Raw genomic sequence first — 16,628 nt, 5'->3', positions numbered from 1 at the left:
CAGCACTGGGCCCAAACCCGCGAAGCTAACCGCGTGTGCGCGAAGCTGTAGCGCCACCCCAGATGTTGATGGAAGTACCGTCGACGGTCGCGGAGATGCCGTCGATAAGCGAAAGCTCCTCATCGCTGAACGCGAGATTATTCACCGCGTCGAGGTTGTCGTCGAGCTGCGCAACACTGGATGCGCCGATGAGCGTACTGGTCACGCTGCGTTCGCCTTCGTCGCGCAGAACCCAAGCAATAGCCATTTGTGCCAGCGTCTGGCCGCGCTTCTCAGCGATAGCGTTGAGCTTGCGCACCGCCTCGAGGTTGGACTCGGAAAGCATTCCATCGCGAATGGATTTGCCCGCAGCCGCTCGGGAATCTTTCGGGATCCCGTCGAGGTAGCGGTCGGTGAGTAGACCCTGCGCCAGCGGCGAGAACGCGATCACGCCCAAACCATTCTCGGCGGCCGTGTCGAGCAAACCATCCTCCACCCAGCGGTTGAAGATGCTGTAGCTCGGCTGATGGATAAGCAGCGGGCACCCCTCCCCCGCCATCAACTCAGCGGCTTCCTCTGTCAGCTCAGGGCCGTAGGACGAAATGCCGACGTACAACGCTTTTCCAGACGCGACGATATCGCGCAGCGCGTACATTGTCTCCTCCAGCGGCGTGTCCGGGTCCGGGCGGTGGTGGTAGAAGATGTCCACGTAATCCAGCCCGAGACGCTCAAGCGACTGATCCAGCGACGACATGAGGTACTTGCGGGACCCGCCGAATCCATAGGGACCGTCCCACATGTTCCAGCCAGCTTTCGACGAGATGATCAACTCATCGCGGTGACTGCTGAAATCCTCACGGAGGATCCTGCCGGCGTTGATCTCTGCGGAGCCGTTCGGCGGACCGTAGTTGTTGGCCAGATCGAAGTGGGTCACACCGCGGTCGAACGCGCGGCGCATAATGGCACGCTGCGTCTCTAGCGGTTTGTCATCGCCGAAGTTGTGCCAGAACCCCAGCGACACAGGCGGCAGTTTCAACCCAGAGTTGCCGCACCGCCTGAACCAGTTCTCGCCTCCGCGGGCATAGCGGTCAGGGTCTGCTGTGTAAGAACTCATGCTCACCAATTGTGCCAGACATCTGGTACTCTCGGACCGCTCGAATTCTCCCTCAAAATAAGGCTTTTCATGCAGAAATCATTCAAAATGGCGCTCGCCCTTGTCGGTCTGACTGTCGGAGCCGGCTTCGCCTCCGGACAAGAAGTCATCCAGTACTTCCTCTCTTTCGGCTACTGGGGCATCGTGGGTGCCGCCGTAGCCGGTGTGACCATCGCCGTCTTCAGTGCCTGGATCTACCAGCTCGGGTCCTACTACCTAGCGGAGGACCACAGTGCGGTCTTCCGCAGCGTCTCGCGCCCATGGGTGGCGCGCTACATGGACATCACCACAATGTTCACCTTGTTCTGCATCGGTTTCGTCATGGTGGCCGGTGCCGGCTCGAACATGGAGCAGCAGTTCGGCTTCCCCACCTGGGTCGGTTCCGCGATCATGGTGGTTTTGCTCTTGCTGTCGGGCCTGTTGGACATCGACAAGCTCACCAACGTGATCTCCTTCATCACCCCGCTGCTGATCATCTGTCTCCTCGGCGCGTTCGTGATCACCGTGATGAACATGCCGGACAACCTCAGCAGCATCAACGAGCTCGCGCAGCAGAACCAGCACGCTTCGGGAACCTTCGGTAACTGGCTTGTCACCGCACTCAACTACGCCACGCTGGTGCTCATCATGGACGCCTCCATGATGCTGGTGTTCGCCGGTTCCCACCTCAACCCGGCGCAGGCCGGCAAGGGCGGCCTGCTCGGCGGAATCATGTTCGCTGTGTTGCTGATGATCTTGGTGTTCGTGCTCTTCTTCAACATGGAGCACGTCATGGATGCGGACCTGCCGCTGCTAAAGGTCTTCGACTCCATGCACCCAACTGTTGGCACCGTGGTCTCCGTGGTCATCTACCTGATGATTTACAACACTGCCGTCGGTCTTTTCTACGCGCTCGGCCGTCGCCTCAGCCACGACAAACCGGCGAAGTTCCGCCCCTACTACTTCATCGTCGTGCTCATCGGTTTCGCCCTGTCCTTCATCGGCTTCGCGGACCTGGTCGGATGGGTCTACCCAGTCCTGGGGTACCTCGGTCTCATCCTGGCGATCATCATGGGTGTGGCGTGGTTCCGCGACCGCCAGAACATTAAGGATGAGGCTGGGCGCCGCGAGCGCCTCGCCGAGCTAGCGGAAACACAGCTCGACCCGGACTCGGACGACCTCACGCACGAGGAACGGGCCGAGGTCGAAGAACTGGCATCCGACTCCCATGTCGGCGACCAAGAATTGTGGCAGTCCGTGCAGGAAGAGGTCGCAGCTGATCTCGACGCGGATGACTCCAGCGACTTCGCACTAGCCGACGTCCCCGCTCTCGACCCGGAATCGGATGCCTACGACGGCGCGCCCGAGACCCCGGGCGATGAAATTCACTGGAAGTCCTACGAAGAGATGTACAAGACCGGCGAGTTCCCCGCGGTCAAACCCGACACGAGGTAGGAGGTCGACGTTTAGTCGGCCTTACCCTGGGTGCCACCGAAGTTACAGCCGCGGCCAGGGGCGCCACTTCTCGGGCACACCTGCCATACGGCGCTGCACATCTGCGAGCGTCTCGCGGTTGACCTGGGTGCTTGCCCAGCTGTCGCCGTCAGAAAAGACGTTAGTGCTTTCCATCCACCATGACGATCCCTGGTGTCGTAAACGCTCGGCAAAGCGCCCGCTGACCACGTCTCGTACGATCTCCTCGAGCTGATCAGCTGCCTCGTCCCACACCTCGTCGCAGGCGTCGCAACCGCAGGACGGGAAAGGCCAGCAGGAAACCGCGCCGGCGTGAAGATGAATGCCCGGTAGACCGGAATAGACGAAAGTCAACGGCGCGGTCTGCGGTGCCAACGGTGTCAAACGCACGGCACGCACCACGGTGGGAGCTGGCTGTTGATGAAGAGAATCCAGCAGGGGGTAGTGATCTACCGCCACGTTGTATTGAGCGATGAGGTAATCCACCAGAGCGTCAGCGACAGGGTGCAGCGGAGCGAACCGTTCCGGATGCGTCAGCAGCTCGTAGGATTCATCCGGCGGCGAACCCTCCCACCTACGTCCGTAGGGAATTACGCGCCCTGACTCATCGCGAATCTCGACAGGCCCGATGTACGGACGCTGGTAGCGTTCCACGGCTACGCGAGCTTCTTCGCAATGATCTCGTTGATTGACTTGGGGTCTGCTTTGCCCTGGGTGGCCTTCATGACCGCACCCACAATGGCGCCGGTGACCTTCGTGTTGCCGGCCTTGTACTTTTCCACGATGTCCGGGTTCGCTGCGAGAGCTTCGTCGACTGCGGCTTCGATCGCCCCGTCGTCACGCACGACCTCGAGCCCGCGCTTATCGACGACTTCGTCCACGCGGCCTTCACCCGCAATGACACCGTCAATGGCTTGACGGCCAAGCTTGGTGGTCAGCTTGCCTTCCTTCACCAGCTGCACCACCCGAGCCACATCGGCGGGCTCGACACCGAGGGAGTCCAAGTCGCGGCCAGCCTCGTTGGCCTTACCGGCGATGTAGGACACCCACCATGCGCGGGCTTCGTCCGGCGTCGTACCTGCCTCGACGGTGTCGACGATGAGATCGAGCGCGCCAGCATTGACCAGGTCGCGGAATTCCTTCTCCGGCAGCTGCCACTCCTCCTGGATGCGCGCGCGGCGCACCCACGGCAGCTCCGGCAGAGTCGCCCGGATCTCCTCGACCCACTCCGGCTTCGCAATCACCGGCGGCAGATCCGGGTCGTTGAAGTAGCGGTACTCGCTCGCCTCCTCCTTCGGGCGGCCCTTGGAGGTGGAGCCGTCAGTCTCCTGGTAGTGGCGGGTCTCCTGGACAATCTCTCCGCCGGCTTCGAGCACACCTGCGTGGCGCTGCATCTCGTAGCGCACCGCCTGCTCGACGGACTTGAGCGAGTTAATATTCTTCGTCTCGGTGCGGGTGCCGAATTCCTCCTGGCCCTTGGGGCGCAGGGAGACGTTCGCATCGCAGCGCATCGAGCCCTGGTCCATGCGCGCGTCGGACACGCCGAGCGCCTTGACCAGCTCGCGCAGCGCACCGACGTACGCACGGGCGACCTCTGGAGCGCGCTCCCCGGCGCCGACGATCGGCTTGGTCACGATCTCGATCAGCGGGATGCCCGCGCGGTTGCAGTCCACCAAAGACGCCGTCGCGCCGGAGATGCGGCCCGACGCGGAACCCAGGTGGGTCAGCTTGCCGGTGTCCTCCTCCATGTGGGCGCGCTCGATCTCGACGCGCCACTCGGTGCCGTCGTCGAGCACGACGTCGAGGTAGCCGTCGTACGCGATCGGTTCGTCGTACTGCGAGATCTGGTAGTTCTTCGGCTGGTCCGGGTAGAAGTAATTCTTGCGCGCGAAGCGGGACGACTCGGCGATCTTGCAATTGAGCGCCAGACCGATCTTGATGGCCCATTCCACGCCCTTGGCGTTGACCACCGGCAGAGCGCCCGGCAGACCGAGCGACACCGGGTCGATATTGGTATTCGGCTCCGCACCGAAGTGGGCCGAGGAGGTGGAGAACATCTTGGTCTCCGTGGACAGCTCCACGTGCACCTCGAGACCCATCACTGGGTCGTACTTTTCCAGGACGTCGCTGTAATCCATCAGGTCGTACGCAGTCATGGTTGCCAAGTGTAGTGCCCTTAGCCCTTCGCCGAGACGATAGCTCCTCTTACGCTTCCACCTGCGCCTTGTCTGGCTGCCCGGACTGCTCCTTTTTGTCCTTTGCGCGGAAAAGCAGCGCCAGGATCGCGCCGGAAATGTTGTGCCACACGGAGAACACCGCGCCCGGCAGCGCGGCCAGCGGGCTGAGATACGCCGCGGCGAGGGTGGCCGCCATACCCGAATTCTGCATGCCGACCTCCACGGCCATCGTGCGCGAGGATGCCTCCGGCTGGCCCGTCACCTTGCCGGTGACATAGCCGAGGATGTAGCCGAGACCGTTGTGCAGCACGACGGCGAGAAGCACGATGAGCCCCGCCTGCGCGAGCTTGTCGCGGGAGCCCGCCACGACGATGGCCACGATCGCCGCGATCGCCAACACGGAGACCCACGGCAGCGCCGGCAAGACCGCCGCGACAAATCGCGGTGCCAGCAAACGGACGAGCAGGCCGAGACCGACCGGCAGGATGACCATCTTCACGATCGACCACGCCATCGGCCCAGCGCTGACATCCATGTGCTCGCCCGCCAACCACAGGGTGAGCAGCGGCGTGAAGATCGGCGCGAGCAGCGTCGACACCGATGTCATGGTCACCGACAACGCGACATCGCCGCGCGCCAGGTAGGAGACCACATTCGACGAGGTTCCGCCCGGCGCGCAGCCGACCAGGATCACGCCCGCGGCGATCTCCGGCGGCAGGCGCAGCGCCCACGTCAGCGCGACAGCAGCAAGCGGCATGATCACGAACTGCGCCACCACGCCGATCACGACCGGCAGAGGCTTCTTGGCCACGAACACGAAGTCGTTGCCCGTCAGCGTCAGACCCATGCCGAACATGACCACGCCGAGCAGCCACGTCGTCCACCCGGAAATCGGTTCAACGACCCCGGGCGCGGCGAAGCCGATCACGCCGCCGGCGATCACCAGCAACGGGAAGCCGAGGGTGGCGACGAACGCCGAGCGCTCTTCCGCGCGCCGGCTCTGGGCAAGATTCATAGATTCCATACTGTGGACTATAGCGTCCATATAGCGGGATTCCTGCAACAGGGGGTCAAGCCGTTGCCTCCCACACCTCGCGGTAGCTCGCCGCAAGCGATTCGACGGTCTCATGCGCGTTCAGCCCGCTCGGATTCCCCACCACCCACACGGGCACGCCCGCGATCATCCCGCTTTGCAACCCGCGCTGCGCTTTCCTCCTCCCGAATGCGCCGCGGTACGCACCGATGCCCGCGAACATCACGGCGCCAGGGCGATGCTTATCGACGACAGCCTCAAGCCTCTCCCCTCCCTCCACCAACTCTTCTGTGGCCAGGTCGGACGCTTTCGGTGTCATACGGGCAACGAGGTTGGTGAAGCCGATCCCCCGCTCTGCGAGCATCTTTGCGTCCTGTTCCGACAACCCCTCGCTGGCGTACACCCGGTACGGGGTGATGCCCGCTTTGTCGAGCGCAGGCCAGAAGCGGTTGCCCGGGTGTGCGAACGGCGCGTCCACTTCCTCGGACAGCGTTCCGGGATTGATGCCCACGATGAGCAGACGGCAAGGATTGGGAATCCGGTCATGCATGTTTTCCGACCTTAGTGCGGCATTCCGTTATTTCACTGCGGCCATGAGCGCTACATTGAACATATGTGGACCGATGAAGTGCAAAAACTCAAGAAGGAACGAAACGCCGTTATTCTGGCGCATAACTACCAGATCCCGGAGATCCAGGACATCGCGGATTTCACCGGCGATTCCCTAGCGCTGTCCCGGATTGCGGCCGACACGGACGCCGATGTCATCGTCTTCTGCGGCGTGCACTTCATGGCGGAAAGCGCGAAGATCCTCAGCCCCGACAAGACCGTGCTCATCCCGGACGAAGCCGCCGGTTGTTCCCTCGCCGATTCGATCACCGCCGAGCAGCTGCGCGAGTGGAAGGCCGAGCACCCGGGCGCCGTGGTGGTCAGCTACGTCAACACCACAGCGGATGTGAAGGCCCTCACCGATGTGTGCTGCACGTCCTCCAATGCCGTCGACGTGGTCAATTCCATCGACCCCGACGCAGAGATCCTCTTCTGTCCGGATCAATTCCTCGGCGCGCACGTCAAACGGCAAACCGGCCGCGAGAATATCCGCATCTGGGCCGGCGAATGCCACGTGCACGCCGGCATCAACGGCAAGGAGCTCGCCGACCAGGCAGCCGCGCACCCGGATGCTCCCCTGTACATCCACCCGGAGTGCGGTTGCGCGAATTCAGCGATCTATCTCGCCAGCGAGGGCGTCATCGCCCCGGAGCGCGTGCACATGCTCTCCACCGGCGGCATGCTGGACCAGGCGGACCGGGACACTGAAGGCACAGTCCTCGTGGCTACCGAGGTGGGCATGCTCCACCAACTGCAGAAGAAATCCCCGCTGGCGGACTTCCAGCCCGTCAACCCCCAGGCCTCCTGCAAATACATGAAAATGATCACCCCGGAGAAACTCGTGGCCAGCCTTCGGGACATGCGCGACGAAGTCACTGTGCCCGAGGAGACCGCCGCGAAGGCGCGCCAGTCGCTGGAGCGCATGATCGCCATCGGCAACCCGGGCAGCGGAGAGTGACCCGCGGATGAGTGCACCACTGAATAAAGACGCCGCGCTGCGCCTCATCCGCCTCGGCCTCGAGGAAGATTTCACGCACGGCCCCGACGCCACGACCGAGGCGACTGTCGACGCCGACGCCCACCTCACCGCCATCGTCGTCCCACGCACACCCGGCGTGGTCGCGGGCCTGGACACCGTCGCGTGGACCATGCACGAAGTCAGCCCAGACATCGACGTGGCGGTCCACGCGGCCGACGGCGACCTAGTCGCGCCAGGCGACCGTCTCGCGACAGTCTCCGGCCCCGCGCGGTCGATCCTCTCTGCTGAACGCACGGCACTGAATCTGCTCACCTACGCCAGCGGCATCGCTACCCGCACGCACGAGTGGACCCGACAGCTCGCAGGAACCGGCACCAGAGTCCGCGATTCCCGCAAGACCTTGCCCGGATACCGCGACCTAGCTAAATACGCGGTGCGGTGCGGCGGCGGAGTCAACCACCGAATGAGCCTGGGCGACGCCGTTCTCATCAAGGACAATCACGTTGCCAGCGTCGGAACCGTGGCAGAAGCGTACCGGCGCACCACCGCCGCCTTCCCGGACCTGCCCCGCGAAGTTGAAGTCGACGACCTCGGCCAGCTTGAAGCAGTCCTGGCATTCACACCAGATCTGGTCATGCTGGATAATTTCGGCGTGGAGGCGACACGGGAAGCCGTCGATAAGCGCGATGCCCTGTCCCCCGGGACGAAGCTGGAATCCTCGGGCGGATTGACGCTCGACCGAGCCCGCGCCTACGCGGAGACCGGCGTGGATTTTCTCGCGGTCGGCGCGCTCACGCACTCGGTTGCCATCCTCGACATCGGACTGGACGCCGTATAGCAGTGATAGCCGCCGTTATGTATCATGATCGGCGTTATGAATGATTTGAAATCCTCCCGGGCACCGATCGTGCTCGGGCTTATTCTTTTATTCCTCGTCGCCGCCGCGCTGGCCTTTCCGCGCGTTGTCGACGCCACCACGACACCCGAAGAGTCCCAGGTGCCCGACAACCCTGTGGAGTTGGGCAGCATTGGCGTGCCCGACGAGAACGGCGGGCAGCTTGTGTGCAGCAACCCGGCGGGCTTCGCGGAAAGCACGAAGGCGTGGGATTGCGATTCGACGCGCATTCTTGGCCGCTCCGAACCGGCACCCAACAACGCAGAGAAAGCCCTCGCCCGCTTCTACCGCAGAGTGACACTCGACCGGAACGTGGAAACCGGCAACGTCGGGTCCCCGCGTGAAGGCGTGCATGTGAAGCGCACCGAGGCAGACGCCGAACGCCATCTCGTGGCCGTCTCCATTGCCGACGGGCAGACCACCCGCTACTTCTCTTTCGGCGGGGACGACGCAGAAGAGCTCGCCCAACGTTTGATCGACTCCGCTGACGTGAACACTGATAGTTCCGCTGACGATTCCGAGGAAACGGAGGGCGACTAGTGACCGACAAAATGAACCTCATCCTCCGCATCGCAGGAATCCTGATCCTCCTCGCCTCCGCTGTCTGGTCGGTTATCTACTTCAGCCAGCTCCCCTTCAACGCAACGATCGCGGCAATGAGCGCATTGCTCGCGGCGCTGTGGTTACTGCTGGCGTGGCTTCTGCTGCGCAACCACCCGGGTCGCCCTGTTCATTCCTCTCCCGCCTTCATCTTCGCGGGGTTCGTCTCAGGTATGGCTCTGTGCGCCCCTTCAGTGACCACGAATGAATCCATCATCGCCTTCAAGGATTGGCTGGGCTTGGGCAGTTTGGGATTCGCTCTGCTGAGCCCCACAGCCGAGGAGTTATTCAAATTCGCCACGGTGTTCATCCTGAGCACCATGATCTTCCGCATCCGCCGCCCCATTGAGGCCGTGACCATCGCGATTGCCGTCGGTTTCGGCTTCGCGGCGCTGGAGAACGCCACCTACATCTTGAAAGCGGCGCTCGACAACCTCAACTCCGATGTCGAGGGCTCGCTCATGGGGTATGCCGCCCGGACCGTCCCTGGACCATGGGGCCACTCGCTCTACCTCGGTCTCTCGGCATGGGGCCTCGGCGTCTTCTTGTGCCGCACGGACAAATCTCTCGGCTGGCGCATCGGCCAACTGGTCATCTGGTACTTCCTCGGATTCGCCATTCACTCGATCTTCAACGCCTCAACCGAGCTACCCGGCGAGATCGTCCCGCTGGTGGCGTTGATCGCGGTCATTGCGTTCACCTGGATCGGCGGAATCTGGCTCTACCTACACACCCGCAAGATCGGCCGCCGAGACATCGCGGAGACGACTGAGGGGACTGAATCCGCCTCGCATGGAGCTTCCGCAGCGACTGTTGAGGAAGTTTCAGCCCGAGAAGCCAGGCAGCGGTCTTAAGCGCGCAGCCGCGCCTGAAGCGCGGTCTTAACCTCGGGCCACTCGGTGTCCAAGATGGAGTAGACGCACGTGTCGCGCACGAGGCCGCTTTTGAGGATCTTGTGGCGACGTAGTACCCCGTCGAGCTTGGCACCGAGGCTCTCGATCGCGGCGCGCGACTGCCGGTTCATGAAGTGCGTGCGGATCTCCACGCGCAGGCACCCCAGGTCCTCGAACGCGCGCTGCAGCATGAGGAGCTTCGCCGCTTTATTGAACGGCGCACCCTGAGCGTCTTTAGTGATCCACGTCGACCCGATCTCGATGCTTCGGTTCACGGGATCCGGGTGCAGGAACGTGGTCACGCCGATGGCGTTGCCGGCCGGGTCGACGATCGCCCACGGGGCGCGCTCGCCGCGCTCCTGATCGGCGAGGTTCTTCTCGATGTATTCCGGCACGCCGCCAGGCGTGGGAATGTGGTCCTGGTACCACAGGTCACACAAGTCCCCGACGGCTAACGCCAGAGCCGCCGCATGATCGAGGCTCAACGGTTCGAGAGTGACCCACTGGTTGCTCAGGGTGGGGTTGTCGCAAAAATTCACTGCGTCCTCCGGAAATAGTCGACGGTCCGTGCCACGCCTTCGTCGAGGCTGACGGTGGGCTCCCACCCGAGTATCTCCTTCGCGCGGGCGGCGGAGAGGGCGGAGCGGGGGACGTCGCCAAGCCGCGGCGGGAAATTCTGGGGCGCATCGGGCGCGCCCGCATGTTTGGCTACCAACGTGTGCAATTCGCGGTCAGTCGTCTCCACAGAGGTGCCGATATTGAAGCGCACCCCGTCGCCGCGCTCACCCGCCGCGAGGACGAATGCGCGCGCGACATCGCCCACGTAAACATAGTCGCGCGTGTTCGTGCCGCCGCCGAAAATCTTCGTCGGACGGCCATGCAAGAGGTTCTCCGAGAAAATCGCCACGACCCCGGCTTCGCCGTGCGGGTTCTGCCGCGGGCCGTACACATTCGCCGGCGCGATGAAACTCGCTTGCATCCCGTACAGATGGCGATAAATGCCCAGGTATTGCTCACCAGCGAGCTTCGACGCGGCATACGGCGAGTGCGGGTCGACCGGGAAGGACTCGTCGACGGGAAACTCGCTGGGTGTGCCGTAAATCGAGCCGCCCGACGAGGTGTGCACGATCTTGCGCACGCCAGCCTTCCGCGCGGCTTCCGCGACATTGATCGTGCCCAGAATATTCGCCTGCGCATCGAGGATCGGGTCTTCGACGGATTTGCGCACGTCGATCTGCGCGGCGAGGTGGAAGATCACTTCAGGAGCAAGCTTATCGACGACATCTGCTAGCCCCTTATCCCCCACGTCCCCCTCGACGAGCTCGACTGCAGTCTGGTGGCTGATGTTTTCGAGCCGACCGCTGCTCAAATTGTCCAGCACGGCGACCTCGTGGCCTGCCATGACGAGCTGATCGACGAGATGAGATCCAATGAAGCCGGCACCGCCGGTGACGAGAGTTCGCACGCGGTGATTCTAACTGACGGCTATCCGAACATGGACCGCGCCGTGCGGATACGGCGCTCCGGCACGCGCTTGAGGTTCTCCACCGCATCGCCGAGCGGGACGAGCGTGATGTCCTCGCCGCGCAGCGCGACCGTCGTGCCGAAATTGCCCTCGTGCGCCGCGCGCGCGGCGTGCACGCCGTAACGTGTCGCCAGCACCCGGTCGTAGGCCGTCGGCGTGCCGCCGCGCTGCGTGTGGCCGAGCACCGTCGTGCGCACGTCGTAGCCCAGGCGGCGGTGGATCTCGTCGCCGATGATCTGGCCCATGCCAGTGAATGTCTTGTGGCCGAATTCGTCTTCTTCGCCAAGTCCCGCGTCCATCGTGCCTTCCTTCGGCACGGCGCCCTCGGCGACGACGATGATGCCGTATTTCTCCCCCATCTGGAAGCGGCGCTCCATCGCCTTGCAGATGTCCTCGATATCGAAGGGGTCCTCAGGAATCACCGTGTAGTGCGCGCCGCCGGCCATACCCGCGTGCAGGGCGATCCAGCCGACGTGGCGGCCCATCACCTCGACGATGAGGATGCGGTTGTGCGATTCCGCCGTGGTGTGCAGACGGTCGATCGCGTCCGTGGCCACCGACACCGCGGTGTCGAAGCCGAAGGTGTAGTCGGTGGCGTTGACGTCGTTATCGATCGTCTTCGGCACGCCCACCACCGGAATGCCGTTGTCGGAGAGCCACTTGGCACCCTTGAGCGTGCCTTCGCCGCCGATCGGGATCAGCGCGTCGATGCCCGCGTCGTCGAGGTTCGCCTTGATCTGATCGATACCCGCCTTGAACTTGTCCGGGTGGAGGCGGCCGGTGCCCAGGATCGTGCCGCCGCGCAGCAGGATAGAGTCGATGAACGCGTCGTCGTACAAGTCCGTGCGCAGGTCGTCCATGAGACCCACCCAGCCGTCCTGGTAACCGACGACCGTGGACCCGAATTCTGAGCTGGCGGTACGGACGATGGCACGGATGACAGCATTGAGGCCGGGGCAGTCGCCGCCGGAGGTGAGAGTGGCTAGGCGCATGCGCTCCACACTAGCGCGATTGCGCGGGGATGTCCGTACGAAGAAAGACCGACGCGGCCGCCCCGATGGCCAGCACGATCGCCGACAGCAAGATCGCAGGTCCAGCGGTAGAAGCGACCTGGCCGGAGGCAAGGACTGCGCCGGTCAACGCCACGCCGACGACGCTGCCGATCTGGCGCAGCGTGTTGTACACCCCGCTGGCCGCCCCGGCGGCGTAATCCGGCACATTGCGCATCGTCGTGGTGGCATTGGGCGCCCAGACGAAGGCGCTGCCAAGTCCCAACAGCGCGGTCACAAGCGCGAACCAACGGTAGTCGGCAGCAGAAACTGTGATGGACCAGGCGATGATGAGAGCGGCCACCATCGTCGCAAAGCCCGCAGTGCACAAAAGTCTGGCGCTGATTTTGTCTGACAGCGCTCCGGCCCACGGGGTGAGCAGCATGGCCACCACCGACATCGGGGCCGTGAGTAGGCCGGCGGTCTGTGCACTGACACCTGCGACGGTTTGCAGCCAGTACATGACCGGGATGAACATCGCCGCGACCGCGAAACCCATGGCGACAATGGCAGAGGTGCCCAGGACGAAGTTGCGGTCGCGGTAGAGCTCACGGGGAACAAATGACGATGTTCGCACCAGCAAAAGCACCACGATCGCACCGCCGACCAGCGGGATCCACGAACCGAACTGGATGCCGTACACCAACGCGCCAAGGCCGACAAAGGACATCGCCGCGGCACCGACGGGAATGAGTACGGAAGTTGGAGCGAGACGCGGAAGCCAGAAGGCGGCTAGGACGAGGCCAACCCCGGCAATGCCGGCCTGCAGGATGAAGGTTGAGCGCCAACCGAAACTGCCTACGAAAACTCCGCCAACAATAGGGCCAAGCAGCGATCCGACCGAGCCGACAACGCCCCAAAACCCGAACGCCTTGCCCCTACCGTCGGAAGGGAAAATGCGATTGATCAAGCCGAATGCCTGTGGCAGGAAGATCGCGGAACCAAGGCCTTGCAGCGCACGGGCGATCACAATGACCGGCCACGACCATGACACCGCTGCGAGCACCAGACTGGCCGCGAACGTGCCCAACCCGGCGAGGTAGACAGTGCGCTGGCCGTACTTATCCCCCAGCCTGCCAGTCACCGGCATCGGCACGACCGTGCACAACAGGTAGATGCTGGTGAGCCACACCGCGCCGGACACTTCAGCCGGAAGGTGCGGTGTGATCACCGGCATGAGGCCCTGATCGAACATGATCAGGAAGTACCCGATCGTCAGCGCCGACAGCGCGAACCAGGGCCGCGAACCGTGCAAGAAACCTACGCCCTGCCGGCCTCAAAAGCGGCGCCGACGCGGTAGAGGCGCTCATCGGCGAAGGCCGGCGCAATGAGCTGGAGGCCCACCGGCAGGCCGGTGTCGGAGGCGGTGCCGGCAGGCACGCTCATGCCGGGCAGGCCCGCGAGGTTGAGCGGCAAAGTGAACAGGTCGAAGTTGTACATCGCCAGCGGGTCATCCACTTTGTCACCGAGCTTGAAAGCTGTCGTCGGGGTGGCCGGGCCGGCAATCACGTCGACCTGTTCGAAGGCCTTCTGGAAATCCTGCGCAACAAGCGTGCGAATGCGCTGGGCCTGCAGGTAGTAGGCATCGTAGTAACCGACCGACAGTGCGTAGGTGCCCAGAATGATACGGCGCTTGACCTCGTCGCCGAAGCCGTCGCCGCGGGTGCGCGCCATGACCTCCTCGGCGGATCCTTCACCCTTGCGCTGGCCGTACCGCATGCCGTCGAAACGTGCCAGGTTCGACGAGACCTCGGAGGTCTGGATGATGTAGTACGCGCCCATGACGTGCTCGAAGTTCGGGCAATCAACCTCAATGATCTCCGCGCCCTGCTTCTCCAGTTGAGCGAACGCAGCGTCAATAGCCTCGACGACACCAGTCTGAGTCCCCTCGCCGCCGAATTGCTTGACACGGCCAACCTTGACACCAGACAGGTCGCCGGATGCGCCCTCACGGGCAGCCTCGACCACGGAGGCCACGTCCTTGTCCACGCTGGTCGCGTCATACTCGTCGTGGCCAGCAATGACCTCGTGCAGCAGCGCGGCATCGAGAACAGAGTTGGCGCATGGGCCGCACTGGTCCAGGGAGGAAGCGTTAGCAATCATGCCGTAACGGGACACAGCACCGTAGGTAGGCTTCACGCCCACTGTGCCGGTCAGCGATGCCGGCTGGCGGATCGAGCCGCCGGTGTCGGTGCCGATGCCCAGCGGAGCCTGGTTGGCGGCCAGAGCCGCAGCCGTGCCACCACCGGAACCGCCCGGAGTACGCTCCAAATCGTGCGGGTTGCGGGTGATCTTGTACGCGGAGTTCTCGGTCGAGGAGCCCATGGCGAACTCGTCGAGGTTCGTCTTGCCCAGGATCGGGATCTTTGCCTCGCGGATCTTGGTCACGATCGTGGCGTCGTACGGGCTCATGTAGCCCTCGAGCATCTTCGAGGCCGCAGTTGTGGGAGCGTCGGTGGTGACAAACAGGTCTTTCAGCGCCAGCGGCACGCCAGCCAGCGGGGAGGCAGGTTCTTTACCGGCGGCGACCTGCGCGTCGACCTCATCAGCGACCTGCAATGCTTCTTCTGCCCCGATGTGCAGGAAGGCGCCGATGTCGCCGTCAGTCTGAGCGATCTTGTCCAGGAACGCTTGCGTGATCTCGTGGGAGGTCACCTCACCAGCTTGGATCTTTTCTGCCAGTTCGTGTGCGGACAGTTCGGTCCAGTTCGCCATTGTTTACTCCTCCCCCAGAATCTGCGGAACCATGAAGCGGTCTTCTTCGACCTCTGGCGCCTGGTCGAGTGCCTGCTCTTGAGTCAGGGTGGGGCGCACAATGTCGGGGCGCATGCCCGCGTCGATGGAGTGCGGGTGGCTCATCGGCTCCACGCCCTCAGTGTCCACGGCCTGCACTGCTGACACGGCTTCCACAATGGTGTCCAGCTGGCCTGCTAGCTGATCCAGTTCTTCCTCGCTCACGGCGATGCGTGCCAGACGCGCGATGCCTGCGACCTCGTCGCGGGAAATTCCTGAGGCTTCAGCCACGTTGTCCCACCTTCTTCAATCTTCGGGTTGTGGTTAACGCGCCTCATCTTACGTCAAGCTGGGTTCATCATCCGCGAGCGGTAAGCCGCACCTGAAGCGATGCCCATCCGCCCACCGGGTGAACCTCCCGCTCCCCCTCGCCTGCTGGCGAAAGCTCCGCCGTGGCGCACAGCTCCTCAATCAACGCCTGTAGCTCCACCACCGAAAGCTCCTTGCCGGGGCAGGCGTGCGGTCCAGCACCCCACACCAGATTCTCCCCCGCGTTCGCCTCGGGGTCGAAGCCGTCAACGTCAGAGAAAGTCTCGGGGTCGCGGTTCGCGGCAGTCCAGTGAATGCGCACGCGCTGCCCCTCAGGAAGATCGACCCCGCCAAGGGAGACCGGGCACGTGGTGACGCGGCGGTTGCTCACAAACGGGGAGTCTGCGCGAAGCATCTCATCGACCATCGCGGTGAACTCGACGCGAGAAACACCCTGACGCAGACGCTCCTGCAACTTTGGGCGGGCGAGGAGGGCCTCCACGATAACCCCTATGCAGTAGGCCATAGAGCTCAGATCGCCAGCCGTCCAGTTGCGGAGCACGGAGACGACCTCCTCGAACTCCAGCGGGCGCCCCAAACTCTCGTCGTGAACAAGGCGTGAGGTCACAGAATCATCGGGATTCTCTCGCAACGGTTCGACGACGGAACGAATAATGTCATCGAAACGCCGTGCGACTTCGGCCGTGCGCTCGAGTTGCCCGGAGCGGGTGGCAGCGTTGTTATCTGCCACCCATACGACGAGCTCGTCGTTGACTGCAGAAGGCCATCCAAGCCAGGCCGTCATCGCGCGCACTGCGTACTGCGTGCCCAGGTCTCCTACCGCATCTGCAGTGCCGTGCGCGAGCGCATCATTGATGATCTCGCGTGCGATCTCCCGCAGAACGGGTTCGAGCCCTTCGACTGCAGGGGCATCCAGGTAGCGCTCGATCATTGCGCGGACTTTAGCGTGCTGCTCGCCGTCGAGCCCGTTGGGCAGCTGCATGAAGCGCGACACTGCGGATGAGTAATGTTCGGGATTCTCAGCGACTTCGCGGGCGAGGTCGTGGCCGGCGACAACGACCTCATCGCCGTCCTTCGCCAATTTGTTCCCAGCACTGTGGAGGGCGTCTGCATATTGTCGGGGTTCGGTTCCTGCAAGCGTCGATTCGTGCAGTTCGTGGGGCTGCATCTTGTACCTCTCATGCGGTTGAGTGTGTCTCAATCTCGATCGTACGCCCGCCC

At 63.4% G+C, this 16,628-nt stretch carries 17 protein-coding genes; 5 read left to right on the top strand and 12 right to left on the bottom strand.

The window, feature by feature from the left end; genetic code table 11:
* Positions 1 to 25: 25 nt before the first annotated feature.
* Positions 26 to 1,093, bottom strand: a complete 1,068-nt coding sequence (gene mgrA / locus KBX18_RS05665; protein WP_005290445.1) for an L-glyceraldehyde 3-phosphate reductase — start codon at positions 1,091 to 1,093, stop codon at positions 26 to 28.
* Between the two features lie 69 nt (positions 1,094 to 1,162).
* Between mgrA and KBX18_RS05660 the strand changes: the two genes are divergently transcribed.
* Positions 1,163 to 2,566 (top strand): hypothetical protein, encoded by a 1,404-nt coding sequence (locus KBX18_RS05660; RefSeq protein ID WP_005290447.1) that lies wholly within the window; start codon positions 1,163 to 1,165, stop codon positions 2,564 to 2,566.
* A 42-nt stretch (positions 2,567 to 2,608) separates the two neighbouring features.
* Here the strand turns inward: KBX18_RS05660 and KBX18_RS05655 are convergent, their stop codons facing one another.
* Genes KBX18_RS05655 through KBX18_RS05640 form a run of 4 tightly spaced genes read right to left on the bottom strand, consistent with a single transcriptional unit; the run spans position 2,609 to position 6,344 of the window.
* Positions 2,609 to 3,238 carry a DUF6226 family protein gene (locus tag KBX18_RS05655; RefSeq protein ID WP_005290449.1) on the bottom strand — a complete coding sequence of 210 codons (630 nt, stop codon included), beginning with the start codon at positions 3,236 to 3,238 and terminating at the stop codon, positions 2,609 to 2,611.
* Positions 3,239 to 3,240: 2 nt separating this feature from the next.
* Complete coding sequence (gene gatB, locus KBX18_RS05650; protein ID WP_255995170.1) at positions 3,241 to 4,740, bottom strand: Asp-tRNA(Asn)/Glu-tRNA(Gln) amidotransferase subunit GatB; 1,500 nt, start codon at positions 4,738 to 4,740, stop codon at positions 3,241 to 3,243.
* A 49-nt stretch (positions 4,741 to 4,789) separates the two neighbouring features.
* Entirely contained in the window at positions 4,790 to 5,785 is a 996-nt protein-coding gene (locus KBX18_RS05645) for a bile acid:sodium symporter family protein (RefSeq protein WP_050748818.1), read from the bottom strand.
* Positions 5,786 to 5,831: 46 nt separating this feature from the next.
* Positions 5,832 to 6,344 carry a mismatch-specific DNA-glycosylase gene (locus KBX18_RS05640; protein WP_005290455.1) on the bottom strand — a complete coding sequence of 171 codons (513 nt, stop codon included), beginning with the start codon at positions 6,342 to 6,344 and terminating at the stop codon, positions 5,832 to 5,834.
* 63 nt (positions 6,345 to 6,407) lie between these two features.
* Between KBX18_RS05640 and nadA the strand changes: the two genes are divergently transcribed.
* Genes nadA through KBX18_RS05620 form a run of 4 tightly spaced genes read left to right on the top strand, consistent with a single transcriptional unit; the run spans position 6,408 to position 9,731 of the window.
* Positions 6,408 to 7,361 (top strand): quinolinate synthase NadA, encoded by a 954-nt coding sequence (nadA, locus tag KBX18_RS05635; protein WP_255995169.1) that lies wholly within the window; start codon positions 6,408 to 6,410, stop codon positions 7,359 to 7,361.
* A gap of 7 nt (positions 7,362 to 7,368) precedes the next feature.
* The gene (gene nadC, locus KBX18_RS05630) at positions 7,369 to 8,220 is read left to right on the top strand and encodes a carboxylating nicotinate-nucleotide diphosphorylase (RefSeq protein ID WP_005290458.1); all 852 of its coding nucleotides are present in this window, start codon (positions 7,369 to 7,371) and stop codon (positions 8,218 to 8,220) included.
* Between the two features lie 36 nt (positions 8,221 to 8,256).
* Positions 8,257 to 8,817, top strand: a complete 561-nt coding sequence (locus tag KBX18_RS05625) for a hypothetical protein (protein ID WP_156774835.1) — start codon at positions 8,257 to 8,259, stop codon at positions 8,815 to 8,817.
* Complete coding sequence (locus KBX18_RS05620; protein WP_005290463.1) at positions 8,817 to 9,731, top strand: PrsW family glutamic-type intramembrane protease; 915 nt, start codon at positions 8,817 to 8,819, stop codon at positions 9,729 to 9,731. Before KBX18_RS05625 ends, KBX18_RS05620 begins: the two co-directional genes overlap by 1 nt.
* Here KBX18_RS05620 and KBX18_RS05615 read toward each other — a convergent pair.
* The 7 genes from KBX18_RS05615 to KBX18_RS05585 all read right to left on the bottom strand — a co-directional run bounded on the left by KBX18_RS05615 (position 9,728) and on the right by KBX18_RS05585 (position 16,575).
* Positions 9,728 to 10,309 (bottom strand): GNAT family N-acetyltransferase, encoded by a 582-nt coding sequence (locus tag KBX18_RS05615; RefSeq protein WP_005290464.1) that lies wholly within the window; start codon positions 10,307 to 10,309, stop codon positions 9,728 to 9,730. The genes KBX18_RS05620 and KBX18_RS05615 overlap by 4 nt on opposite strands.
* Positions 10,306 to 11,235, bottom strand: coding sequence for an NAD-dependent epimerase/dehydratase family protein (locus KBX18_RS05610; protein WP_255995167.1), 930 nt, complete (start codon positions 11,233 to 11,235; stop codon positions 10,306 to 10,308). Before KBX18_RS05610 ends, KBX18_RS05615 begins: the two co-directional genes overlap by 4 nt.
* A gap of 20 nt (positions 11,236 to 11,255) precedes the next feature.
* Positions 11,256 to 12,287, bottom strand: a complete 1,032-nt coding sequence (locus KBX18_RS05605; protein ID WP_255995166.1) for a 6-phosphofructokinase — start codon at positions 12,285 to 12,287, stop codon at positions 11,256 to 11,258.
* Positions 12,288 to 12,297: 10 nt separating this feature from the next.
* Positions 12,298 to 13,599 (bottom strand): MFS transporter, encoded by a 1,302-nt coding sequence (locus tag KBX18_RS05600; protein WP_255995165.1) that lies wholly within the window; start codon positions 13,597 to 13,599, stop codon positions 12,298 to 12,300.
* Positions 13,600 to 13,604: 5 nt separating this feature from the next.
* The gene (gene gatA, locus KBX18_RS05595; protein ID WP_255995164.1) at positions 13,605 to 15,059 is read right to left on the bottom strand and encodes an Asp-tRNA(Asn)/Glu-tRNA(Gln) amidotransferase subunit GatA; all 1,455 of its coding nucleotides are present in this window, start codon (positions 15,057 to 15,059) and stop codon (positions 13,605 to 13,607) included.
* 3 nt (positions 15,060 to 15,062) lie between these two features.
* Entirely contained in the window at positions 15,063 to 15,368 is a 306-nt protein-coding gene (gene gatC, locus KBX18_RS05590; protein ID WP_255995163.1) for an Asp-tRNA(Asn)/Glu-tRNA(Gln) amidotransferase subunit GatC, read from the bottom strand.
* 67 nt (positions 15,369 to 15,435) lie between these two features.
* The gene (locus KBX18_RS05585; RefSeq protein ID WP_255995161.1) at positions 15,436 to 16,575 is read right to left on the bottom strand and encodes a cytochrome P450; all 1,140 of its coding nucleotides are present in this window, start codon (positions 16,573 to 16,575) and stop codon (positions 15,436 to 15,438) included.
* Positions 16,576 to 16,628 lie beyond the last annotated feature (53 nt).

The organism is Corynebacterium sp. CCUG 69979 (genome assembly GCF_024454095.1).
GTDB lineage: Bacteria > Actinomycetota > Actinomycetes > Mycobacteriales > Mycobacteriaceae > Corynebacterium > Corynebacterium genitalium.
The sequence above is the reverse complement of the archived record's forward strand: the minus strand, read 5'-3'. Positions and strand labels throughout refer to the sequence as shown.

What these genes read in the sequence shown, in the direction of transcription:
- nadA (WP_255995169.1), top strand. Translation starts at nt 6,408, where the DNA reads ATGTGGACCGATGAAGTGCAAAAACTCAAGAAGGAACGAAACGCCGTT.
- KBX18_RS05625 (WP_156774835.1), top strand. Translation starts at nt 8,257, where the DNA reads ATGAATGATTTGAAATCCTCCCGGGCACCGATCGTGCTCGGGCTTATT.
- mgrA (WP_005290445.1), bottom strand. Translation starts at nt 1,093, where the DNA reads ATGAGTTCTTACACAGCAGACCCTGACCGCTATGCCCGCGGAGGCGAG.
- KBX18_RS05605 (WP_255995166.1), bottom strand. Translation starts at nt 12,287, where the DNA reads ATGCGCCTAGCCACTCTCACCTCCGGCGGCGACTGCCCCGGCCTCAAT.
- gatB (WP_255995170.1), bottom strand. Translation starts at nt 4,740, where the DNA reads ATGACTGCGTACGACCTGATGGATTACAGCGACGTCCTGGAAAAGTAC.
- gatA (WP_255995164.1), bottom strand. Translation starts at nt 15,059, where the DNA reads ATGGCGAACTGGACCGAACTGTCCGCACACGAACTGGCAGAAAAGATC.
- nadC (WP_005290458.1), top strand. Translation starts at nt 7,369, where the DNA reads ATGAGTGCACCACTGAATAAAGACGCCGCGCTGCGCCTCATCCGCCTC.
- KBX18_RS05660 (WP_005290447.1), top strand. Translation starts at nt 1,163, where the DNA reads ATGCAGAAATCATTCAAAATGGCGCTCGCCCTTGTCGGTCTGACTGTC.
- KBX18_RS05585 (WP_255995161.1), bottom strand. Translation starts at nt 16,575, where the DNA reads ATGCAGCCCCACGAACTGCACGAATCGACGCTTGCAGGAACCGAACCC.
- KBX18_RS05645 (WP_050748818.1), bottom strand. Translation starts at nt 5,785, where the DNA reads ATGGAATCTATGAATCTTGCCCAGAGCCGGCGCGCGGAAGAGCGCTCG.
- KBX18_RS05640 (WP_005290455.1), bottom strand. Translation starts at nt 6,344, where the DNA reads ATGCATGACCGGATTCCCAATCCTTGCCGTCTGCTCATCGTGGGCATC.